This window comes from Sulfobacillus sp. TH-112 (genome assembly GCF_057473405.1).
Window position 1 is genome coordinate 1 of record NZ_JBYCKN010000202.1, and the last position, 4,080, is coordinate 4,080.

3 protein-coding genes are annotated in these 4,080 nt (G+C 53.8%); all 3 read right to left on the reverse strand.

Annotation, left to right across the window (positions count from 1 at the left end):
* Window positions 1-104: 104 nt before the first annotated feature.
* The gene (locus ACOJWD_RS14950) at window positions 105-869 is read right to left on the reverse strand and encodes a hypothetical protein (protein ID WP_486994050.1); all 765 of its coding nucleotides are present in this window, start codon (window positions 867-869) and stop codon (window positions 105-107) included.
* 96 nt (window positions 870-965) lie between these two features.
* A complete protein-coding gene (gene rsgA / locus ACOJWD_RS14955) occupies window positions 966-2,036 on the reverse strand; it encodes a ribosome small subunit-dependent GTPase A (RefSeq protein WP_486994051.1) in 1,071 nt (356 codons plus the stop codon).
* Window positions 2,037-2,287: 251 nt separating this feature from the next.
* A partial coding sequence (locus ACOJWD_RS14960) for an ATP-binding domain-containing protein (protein ID WP_486994052.1) occupies window positions 2,288-4,080 on the reverse strand: 1,793 nt, incomplete at its 5' end.

The window sequence follows — 4,080 nt, forward strand, 5'->3', positions numbered from 1 at the left end:
CGGTGATGAACCTGATCAGGACGCAAGCGAGCTAAGTCGTAACGACGATACCCACCCGCGGTACGTTCATCGGGTATCAGTTTACCTTCATGCTCCCCTCGACGTCACGTCGAGGGAGTCACGCCTAAAAATTCGGCTGCTTCACGAATGCCCACAAGTGTTCGGTTCATACCTAAATTATACAACCATGGATAACTATAGGTAAAAACGGTTAAAACCCTCTCCTCGGTATCTCCACTCAAATCGGCGAGCCATGGACGGCCATAAAGTTGCCATGGGGCGGCCCACGAAGGATGACAAGCCCATGGTGACAACCAATCGAGAACCGCCTCAGGAAATCGTATTAAGAGGCCGTCACCGATCGCGAAGGGGCCCAAATTTCTTCGCACATACTCCTCTTCCTCGATCATCGCACCCGATAGGATATCTAAAAGTGGGGCCGGATTAGATAGCCCACTTTGGCCAATCCCCTTGACTGCCACGACAATGGCGCGCTTCACGCCAACACTCTCTTGCGCCGCCCATTCTGTAAAAAGTGGGTACCCAATCTCCGGATGCGATTCATAGAAGACTTGAAATGCTGATACCACCCATTCCCTGACTTCCCAGTCGACATCGTTGGCCAGTCTTTTGGCTTCTTCAGCCCAGAAAAAATCTCGTGCCCATAATGGCCCGACTAACAATGCCGCGACTTGCCGAGCCGATGACACCTGCGAATCCGCTAAGACTGTGGCCCAATGGAGCGCATCTGCGGACAACTCCGCCGCTAGTCGATGCTTTTCCACCCCGTTCCGACCCGGCTTTCCGTGGTGGCGGCCCGCAAGCAAAAACTCTTCAATGTCTTCCACCGTCTCATACCTTTTAAGCACTACAACACCTCCGCATCAGAATACCTTATCAGTGCTCTCCGAAAAAGCTCATTGATAGCGCTTAAGATTGAGGACGGAACAGTGGCGGCCCGCGCCTCAAGGCTTTTTCTGACGGGTGCTACGAGTGAGCTTTTTCCACCGCTGTCGTGCTTCAGACTGGGCTTTCGGCGATCGCCTTTGCTCAATATAGGCTAACTCTCGTGCCAGTTTATTAAATTGTACCAATCGGGCCCTATCCAGATCCCCTTGATCAATCGCTTCCAGGACTGCGCAGCCTGGCTCCGACTGATGCTGGCAATTGCGGTAGAGACACTCTGTCGCTAATTGCTCGATGTCGGAGAACACCTCCGTGACCTCACCATGCCAAAGGCCAACCTCGCGAATACCCGGGATGTCTACTACTAAGGCACCGCTCATGGTTTGGAACATGGACCGATGGGTGGTGGTGTGGCGCCCCCTGCCATCCTCGTGGCGCACCTCTGTCACCTGTTGAGCGTTTCTTCCCAGCCAATAATTAATGAGCGTCGACTTGCCTACTCCTGATGGCCCCATTAAGGCGACGGTCTTTTGTGCCACCAATATTTTTTGAAGTGCTTCGAGTCCCATGCCCTCGAGCACACTAATCCCGATAGTAGGCACTCCCATCGCAAGACGCTGCACCTCGTCAATATGTTTCATGGCCTCGTGATCTAAATCACTTTTGGTGAGGATAATCACTGGGCTGGCTCCACTATCCCATGCGAGCACCAAACTTCGCTCTAATCGTCCCGCACTAATCGGTCGGTTCAAGCTCTCAACAATACCCACCGTATCTATATTGGCGGCCATGACTTGTGCCGCCCATGGCTCCCCCGTACTTTTTCTCATCAGGGCCGACCGTCGAGGTAATACTGCCACGATACGCCCTTCTTCTCCCTGGCCATCCACCACCACGAAATCTCCAATAGCGGGCCAGTGGTCGATATCATGGGATCCGTGTCGCAATCGCCCCGCCACCTTCGCGCGAAGATATGGTGATTCGTCCCCCTGCCCTTCCAAAACCACCACATACTCCTCTCCGTAGTCCGCGATAACCCGTCCTGGTCTCCCTACAGCGCTATTTTCCCTCCAGAGCGATTGAAAGCTCTTATCAAAGCCCCACCGTGCTAAATTGTCGCAAGAATTCATGGTTCGTCTTCAAATCCTTTCCCGTCATCATGTGTGATCCGATTAGTCGGCACAACAAAAAAAGCCCCGGGCCACAGCCCCGGACTTCGATGACAGGAAAGACGTTAGGACACCGTCCGTCCCCTCACGGATTCAGGAACCATGGCACAACAAATAATCGTCGTCGATTCCATATTCCTCACCCCCATGGCGGTATCTATCATTTCTTCTATCCTGAGACTATCTTATCGCAATCCAAAAAGCAACACTCTTCAGGATCCCGATCGCTCTTGGAGTACCTGCAACCACTTGGATGCTCGTACGTGATTATCCTCCCGAGCCACCACTTCGACACTCCGCCGAGCCCGAGTAATAGACGTGTAGAGAGTTTTTGCGGCTAACCTGGTATCTGGATAATAGTCCGCGGTCACATCAAGAATCATCACGCCGTCAAATTCCAGTCCCCGCACCGCATCCAATGTGGCGATGGCAAGCGCCCCTTGATAGGCGCCCTTGCCATCGAGTGACTGTGCTGAAATCCCCAGACTGGTCAGATGCGATCTCCAGCGAAGGACTTGTTGGTGGTCCGGACAAAGAATCACAATTGACGTCATCCCCTCCTCATTCCACTTCTGCACCGTCTCTTGAACATGGACCATCACCGCATCATGGTTCTCGAAGATGCGGACACTAATCGCTCCCTGCTGCGCATGCCAACGAACACTTTCACTGGGAGGGGAGGTGGGTGCTATCGCCTGTCGTAAACGCTCAGCGGCCGCGTGGATTTTCGGCGGCACCCGATAGCTATACTTGAGCCACAACGGCACCACCGATTTTTTAGGCACACCCAACGTCTCTTCAATATGATGCCAATCACGACTCTCGTGTTCGGCTCCTTGTTGCATGAAGTCACCAGCCAAGACCCAGGAGGTGCTCTTAGGAAGCCATTGCCCCAGAGCGCGATATGCCAGCACCGGTATCGCTTGGGCTTCGTCAATAATGATCCACTGCGGATCAGGTTCAGGGCGTGGCCGTTTCAACCAGACGGCAAACCACAATAATGCCGCCACATCTGATACCTCCCACGTCTTCTTGAGACCGACCCCCAACTTCTCCGCAGCCAATCGGAAAAGTGCTTCGGGGCCTAATTGTGGTCGCTCATTGCGTATGGCAGTCCAAGTCGCAAGCCACTCTTCACCGGACAATGGACTTTCCGGTACGATGCCGCCTAAGTCATCGCCCCAAGCAAATTCTGGCCATAATCTCAGCACCAAATCCACGAGACTCATGGCTTGAGCTCGCGCCCGTTCAAGCCCCAAGCGAGGCAATACGGGTTTAATGTAGTCCCTCAGTGTGGGCGTCGGAGTAAGATACCATCCGGGACTATCTGGCCGTTCCGCAACGGCAATCCGGTGCGTGGCGACAACCGTCTTCCCCGTGCCCGCAGGACCATCCAGTACAATCAGGCGAATCTGTGGATCACGATTATTAATAATGATGTTTTGCTCCTGGTCTAGCACGTCGGCTAACACGTCTAATGCGGGGGATGCCGACTGTTGGAGACGTCTTCGCACCCGGTCTTCAAAAATAGCCCCGTATCGCGGGGCCACCCGGATGACGCGACTGTTCTCCAATTCAATATCCTCGACCTGACAAGAGAGTACCTGAATGTGGCCCAGCTGGCTCGCTTCCGGCCAGTCGAGAAACTTCCGATCGCTCAAGGTGAGCGTGAGTTCCTGTTGTGCCGGATTACGAACTAAGTCAGCTAAAGGAGCCAAGTGACTAATGTCCAACATTTCCTCTTGGTGGGATATTGGAAACGTCTCCGACCGATGGTAACGATGCACGCGCAGATCTACCTCAAAGGTTTCCCCATCCATGTCCTGCATGGTGCCGCGAACACGCGCAAAATACGGATCATGAGAGGTCATCATCTCGGTGAGTTGACCGTAACTGCGCTCTACAATTTCGGCATGTTGCCAAGAAGGTTCGTCCCCAATTTGCAATGCCCGTTTATAGGCAGCGTCAGCGCGACGTCGACGTTCCGGGCGTTCCTCCTCTGCCC

Bases quoted from the DNA above. Each gene is read 5' to 3' on its own strand.
- rsgA (WP_486994051.1), bottom strand. From the start codon at position 2,036: ATGAATTCTTGCGACAATTTAGCACGGTGGGGCTTTGATAAGAGCTTT.